The following is a 5,938-nucleotide window of genomic DNA, read 5'->3' on the forward strand; positions in this document are numbered from 1 at the left end:
GTGGGGGCCCCCGCGCCGCCCCCCCCCGCCCCGCGGGGGGGGGCGGGGCGGGGGGCGGGGGGGGGGCCGGGCGGGGGCCCCCCCCCCCCCCCCCCCCCGGGGCGCGGTGGGCGGTCAGCGGCGGGCCGTGGTGAGGCGGTCGTCGAGGAGGGCGAGGAGTTCCTGCCGGCGTCCGTCGAGGTAGAAGTGGCCGCCGGGGTGGATCCCGAGCTCGAAGGCGGCCGTGGTGTGGCGCTGCCAGGCGGCGGCCTCGGTGGGGGTGACCCAGGGGTCGGCGTCGCCGATCAGGGCGAGGACCGGGGTTGCGACGGTGACCTCCGGGCCGGCGAAGTAGCCGCCCACGGCGGCGAGATCGGCGCGGACGGCCGGCAGGATCATCTGGAGGGCCTCCTCGTCCGCGAGCAGTCGCGGGTCGGTTCCGCTGAGGTCCCGCAGGTGGGCGGCGAGGGAGCGGTCGTCGGTGAGGTGGGCGTACTCGCCGTCGCGCCGGGTGGAGGGGGCGCGGCGGCCGGAGACGGTGAGCAACTCCGGGGCGCGGCCGTCGCGTTCCAGTCGGCGGGTGAGTTCGAAGGCCAGCAGGGCGCCCATGCTGTGGCCGAACAGGGCGTAGCGGCCGTCGCCCACGGCGGCCCGGACGGCGGGCGCGGCCAGGTCGGCGAGCCGGGTGAGGTCCGCGACGGCGGGCTCCCGGTAGCGGTCCTGACGGCCCGGGTACTGCAGGGCCAGCACCTCGACGTCCGGCCCGGCCGCGGCGGCCCAGGGTCGGAAGACCGAGGCCGAGCCGCCGGCGTGCGGCAGGCAGAGCAGGCGCAACGGCGGGTCGGCCGAGCCGGCCGGGTCGGCCGGGTCGGGGATGCGAGGGGTGCCGGGGGCACTGAACCGGCGTACCCACAGGGAACTGTCGACGGAAGCGGCCGCGGCGCTCACGCCGCCGCCCGCCGTTCGGTCCGGTCGGCCTGGTCGCCCGGCTCGGCGGGCCCGGAGCGCTCGCCCCACTGCGGGCGGAGCAGGTCGAGCCGCCGGTCGGACAGCAGGATCGCCCGCTGCACCTCGCGCAGCGCCCGTCCGGGCTCGATGCCGAGTTCGGCGGTGATGGTGCGGTGGGCCGCGCGGTACACCCGCAGGGCGTCGGCCTGCCGCTCGGAGCGGTAGAGGGCGATCATCAGCTGCCGGTGGAAGGCCTCGTGCAGCGGGTGCTCGGCGACCAAGGAGTAGAGCCGGCCGATGAGTTCGCGGTGGCGCCCGGTGGCCAGGCCGGTCTCGACGTGCATGCCGACGCACTCCAGCCGGGCCTCCTCGGCCCAGGTGGTGAAGCCCTCCAGGACCGGCCCGGAGCGCAGGTCGCCGAGCGCGGGGCCGCGCCACAGGGCGAGGGCCTCCTCGAAGGCGGCGGCGGCCTGCTCGGTGCGGCCGTCCCGGGCGGCGGCCCGTCCGGTCTGCATCAGGTGCTGGAAGTCGTCGGAGTCCAGCCGGTCCTCCGGGCCGAGGCGCAGCACGTACCCGGGGGACTGGGTGACGATGGCGCTCTCCGGGCGGCCGTCGGCGAGCAGCTTGCGCAGCCGCGAGATGTAGACGTGGATCGCCGCCAGGTGGCGTCGGGGCGGGGCGTCCCCCCAGATCTCGAAGCCGAGTTGCGGGACGGGCACCACCTCGTTGGCGCGGACCAGCAGGGTCGCGAGCAGCACCTCCATGTTCCGGGCCTTGACGGCCGAGGTGCCGTGCTCCGTGGTGACGTGCAGGCTTCCGAGCAACTGGTATCTCACCGTGGGCCTCCTGAGGGCGTGTCGTCCGGCTCAGGGTGTCCCACGGGGGCCGTCCGCGCATCAGCGGAACTACGTACGTACGTGCGGACGGCCCCGGTGCCGCTCCTCCGTTCCCTGCCGCCCGTCGCTAGCGCCGGTCCAGCGCGCGCAGTTCGGCGCCGAGGGCGAGCCGGCGGTCCAGCGGGCCGCCGCTCATCCGCAGCACCGTGAGCAGCGTCCACAGCCGGGTCTGCGGGAAGAACCGGGGCGAGCCGTGCACGTCGTCGTGCACCCGCAGGCGCAGGCTGCGCAGCGAGCGCCGCAGCCGGTCGGTGTCGGAGGGCGGGATGATCTCGTCCCGGGCGCTGGCGACCAGGGCGACCGGGACGTCGACGGCGCTCAGCCGGCCCGGGTCCAGGGCGAGCGGGGCGAGGGCGTCGAACACCGAGCCGGCGTCGGTGCGGGCGAGGTGGGCGAGGGTGTCCACGGTGACCCGGGGAACGGTGGCGTGCCACGCCCGGTCGGTGAAGAAGTCGTGCACCGGCAGGCCGGCGCCGACCACGCCGCGGATGCGAGGGTCGCCGAGCGCGGCGTGCAGCGCCAGGTTGCCGCTGAAACTGAGCGCCAGCGCGTACGTCCGCGCGGTGTCGGCGCGGTCGGCGACGGCGTCCAGGACGGCGGGCAGCAGGGCGGGCGCCGTCAGGTCGTACGGCAGCGGGTTCTCGCCGACGCCCGGCATCTCGGTGACCACCCCGGCCAGGCCGAACTCGGCCAGCTGGAGCAGGACCGGCGCCCACTGCTCCTTGAGGCTGATGATCCCGCCGGACATCAGCAGCAGCGGTCGCGGCTGCTCCGCCGACAGCCCGCCCGCCCAGGCGGCGACCGGGCCGGCCGGGGTGGGCACCTCGATCCGTTCGATGCCGGGGAAGTCGGCGGCCCAGCGGGCGAACACGTCCCGGGCGCGCTCCTCGGCCTCCCGGCGGGCCGAGCCGGACGGGTAGGGGAAGCGGGCCATCGTGTAGTAGCGGCCGGCCTCCAGTAGCCTGCCCTCGCGTTCCAGCCGGTCGCCCGCCTCGGTCCAGCGGCGCACCCAGGAGCCGGGGCCGCCGTCGCCGTCGTCCACGACACCGTCCAGCACGGCCCCGTACCGGTCGGGGGTGATGCCCTGGGAGGTCGCCTGGGCCACCACGAACTGCTTGAGTTCGGCGAGGTCGTTCGCCGGGGGGCGGCCGGTCATGCCGTCGCCTCCGAAGGGACGGGCGTGCCGGCCTGACCGGTTGTCGCCTCGCCCGTCGCCCCGCCCGGCGCTCCGTCGTCCCCGGGAGCGGGCCACTCCTCCAGTGCGGCCCGGATCTCGGTCAGGACGTCCGCCGCCTCCGCGCCGTCGATGACCCGGTGGTCGAAGGCCAGGCTGAGCCGGAACACCGGCGCGGCGACGATCGCGCCGTCCCGGACCACGGGGCGCTCGACGATCCGGCCGACGCCCAGGGTGACGGTGGTGCCGCCCACCGAGTGGAAGCCGTCGACCGGCCGGTGGCCGAGCGAGGTGACCGCGAAGGTGCCGGTGATCAGCGGGCGCAGCCGCAGGTCGCGGGCCGCGCGGGCGAACCGCAGGCGGCCGCGCAGCCAGGACAGCCGGTGCAGGGCGCGGATGCCGGCGAACTCGGGGAGCTCGGCCGGATCGCCGTCCAGCACCCGGTCCAGCCGGCGCTGCACCTCGGCGAGGCCGGCGGTGTGCGGCTCGGGGACGACGGTGGACAGCACCACCCGGGTGCCGCCCAGGGTGCGGTCCAGGGTGACCTTGCCGGACACCGTCGGGAACGCGGCCACCCGGGGGCGCGGGCCGCCCCGGTAGGCGGAGTTGGCCGCCGGGTGGCGGGCCAGCACCCCGCCGGCGGCCACCAGCAGGTAGCCGACCACCGAGCGGCGCTGTCCGGCCGCGCGGGCCGCGGCCCGGTCGGCGAGCAGCCGGGTGGCGTCCACCTCGGTGTCCAGGAAGACCGGGGAGAAGTCCCGGATCGCCTCCAGGAAGTACAGGGTGTGCCGCCGTTCGCGCGGCGGCGGTGCGAGCCGCGGATCGGCTCCGGTCGGACTGGTCATGACGGGCCCCTCGGGTCGGATCGGTCCGGTCGGTCGGTGGTCACGGGCCGGACCGGTGGAGGGGCCGAGCCTGGCGCACGGCGCCAAACAGGTTCTGAAACGCGAGCTCCGCAGCGGTCGCCGGAGCGGTCGCGGGAATCGTGAAATCCTTGTTTCGTCCGGCCAGTTGATCGGTGTTCGAAGCTACGATCGACCGAGGTTGGGGGGATCCGCCAGTTCCGCCCGCCACGGGGGAGGGGGAAGGGGCAGCAACCGTGATCGCAGTCCAGCAGACCCGAGACATCCGCGAAGCCCGAGACGATCGAGAGGCCCGAGAGACCCGCGTCGTGACCCGTGACCGTGCCCGCACGGACACCGTCAGACGCGCCGAACTGAACCAACTCCAGTCCGTCCTCGACGAAGTGGCCAACGGCCGGCAGCAGGTGGTGGAGCTCGCCGGAGACCCGGGCAGCGGCAAGTCCCGCCTGCTCACCGCGCTCGCCGAGGAGGCCGCCGCCCGCGGCTTCACCGTGCTGCGCGCCCTGGCCGACCCGGCCGAACAGGGCATGGCCGGCAGCCTGTTCGTGCAGGTCCTGCGCGCCTGGATCGGCCTCGCCGACCGGGCCGGGCTGCGCGACGAACTGCTCGCGGTGATGCGCCGGATCGCCGGGTCGGTGGACCCGGCGGGCGGCTGCCCGGTCCCGGAGCGCCTCTGCGCGCTGCTCGAACAGCACACCTGCCGGGGCCTGTTGATCGTGCTGGACGACGTCCACGCGGCCGACCCCGGCTCGCTCGCGCTGCTCGACCGGCTGATCCGCTGGCCGGTGCGCGCCCCGCTCGCGCTGGTGGTCGCCCACCGGCCCCGGCAGGCCCCGCAGGGGCTGCTCGCGGGCCTGGCCCGCGGCAGCCAGCTCGGCACCACCCGCCGGATCGAGCTCGGCCGGCTCGACCTGGCCCGGGCCGCCGAACTGCTCGACCTGCCCGCCACCGACCCCCGGACGCGCGCCCTGCACCGGGACGCCCACGGGAACCCGCTCTACCTGCTGGCCCTCGCCAGGGTCTGCCCGGGCCGGCTCTCCGGCCGCCCCGAGGGCTCGCTCGCGGACCTGCGGGGCCTGCCGCCGGACGCCGCCCTGCCCGACCGGCTGGCCCGCCACCTGGTCACCGAACTCGCCGTCCTCGGCCCGCGCCAGCGGCTCGTCCTCGCGGCCGCCGCGGTGCTCGGCACCGAGCTGGACCCGCACGGGGTCGCCGCGGTCGCCGGCACCACCCAGGACGAGGCCTGCCGGATCCTCGACGAACTGCGCCGGCTCGACCTGCTGCGACCGCTCGCCGGCAGCCCGCACAGCGGGTTCCGGCACCCGCTGGTGCGCTGGCTGGTCTACGACGGCGCCGACAGCTGCTGGCGCGCCGACGCCCACCGCCGGGCCATCGAGCTCCTCACGGCCCGCGGCGCCCCCGCCGACCGGCTCGCCCCGCACATCGAACGGGCCACCCCCGGGCTGGACCCGCGGGACGCGGCCGTGCTCACCGCGGCCACCCGTACGGCGCTGCGCACCGGGGACACCGAACTGGCCGGGCACTGGCTCGGCGCGGCCCTCACCGCGCTCGGCCGCGGGGGCCCGGCCGACGACCGGGTGGCCGGCCAACTGCTGGCCGCGGCGGACGAGATGGCGGCCCGCACCGGATCGCGCGCCCTGCTCACCGAGGCCACCGTGCGGCTGGGCGGCGAGGACCGCCCCGACGGGGCCGACCGGGCCGGGTCCGGCCGTCCGCCGGGAGGCGCCCCGCCGCCCGCGACCGGCGGGCCGGCCGGGGCCGGTCCGTACGGCAGCCCGACCCTGGACCTGCTCACCGGGCGGGAACGGGAGATCGCCGAACTCGCCGGCACCGGGCTGCGCAGCCGCGAGATCGCCGACCGGCTCGGGCTGAGCGCCCGTACCGTCGAGGTGCACATCGCCCGTACCTACCGGAAGTTGGGCATCGGATCCCGCGCGGCGCTGGTCCGCCTGGTGGTCGAGGAGCACCGCCGGGCGTCGTGACCGGGCCGGGGGGGGGGGGGCCCGGGCCCCCGCCCGCGCCCCGGGGAGGGTGCGCACAGACCGGGTGGGTGTGGG

The 5,938-nt window shown here is 77.1% G+C and carries 5 protein-coding genes; 1 reads left to right on the forward strand and 4 read right to left on the reverse strand.

Annotation, left to right across the window (positions count from 1 at the left end; all coding sequences use genetic code 11):
* Positions 1-114: 114 nt before the first annotated feature.
* The 4 genes from ACFWXO_RS31625 to ACFWXO_RS31640 all read right to left on the reverse strand — a co-directional run bounded on the left by ACFWXO_RS31625 (position 115) and on the right by ACFWXO_RS31640 (position 3,842).
* A complete protein-coding gene (locus tag ACFWXO_RS31625; RefSeq protein ID WP_380528045.1) occupies positions 115-927 on the reverse strand; it encodes a thioesterase II family protein in 813 nt (270 codons plus the stop codon).
* On the reverse strand, positions 924-1,763 hold the full coding sequence (locus tag ACFWXO_RS31630; RefSeq protein WP_375893178.1) for a BTAD domain-containing putative transcriptional regulator: 840 nt from the start codon (positions 1,761-1,763) through the stop codon (positions 924-926). The genes ACFWXO_RS31625 and ACFWXO_RS31630 overlap by 4 nt, the downstream gene beginning before the upstream one ends.
* Before the next feature lie 127 nt (positions 1,764-1,890).
* A complete protein-coding gene (locus ACFWXO_RS31635) occupies positions 1,891-2,979 on the reverse strand; it encodes an alpha/beta hydrolase (RefSeq protein WP_375893176.1) in 1,089 nt (362 codons plus the stop codon).
* A complete protein-coding gene (locus ACFWXO_RS31640; protein WP_380528054.1) occupies positions 2,976-3,842 on the reverse strand; it encodes a 2-oxo acid dehydrogenase subunit E2 in 867 nt (288 codons plus the stop codon). The genes ACFWXO_RS31635 and ACFWXO_RS31640 overlap by 4 nt, the downstream gene beginning before the upstream one ends.
* A 326-nt stretch (positions 3,843-4,168) precedes the next feature.
* On the opposite strand from ACFWXO_RS31640, the gene ACFWXO_RS31645 reads away from it, so the two are divergent.
* On the forward strand, positions 4,169-5,863 hold the full coding sequence (locus ACFWXO_RS31645; RefSeq protein ID WP_380528059.1) for an AAA family ATPase: 1,695 nt from the start codon (positions 4,169-4,171) through the stop codon (positions 5,861-5,863).
* Positions 5,864-5,938 lie beyond the last annotated feature (75 nt).

Source organism: Kitasatospora sp. NPDC059088 (assembly GCF_042738155.1).
In the GTDB taxonomy this organism is placed as follows: Bacteria; Actinomycetota; Actinomycetes; order Streptomycetales; family Streptomycetaceae; genus Kitasatospora.

What these genes read in the sequence shown, in the direction of transcription:
- ACFWXO_RS31640 (WP_380528054.1), bottom strand. Translation starts at nt 3,842, where the DNA reads ATGACCAGTCCGACCGGAGCCGATCCGCGGCTCGCACCGCCGCCGCGC.
- ACFWXO_RS31635 (WP_375893176.1), bottom strand. Translation starts at nt 2,979, where the DNA reads ATGACCGGCCGCCCCCCGGCGAACGACCTCGCCGAACTCAAGCAGTTC.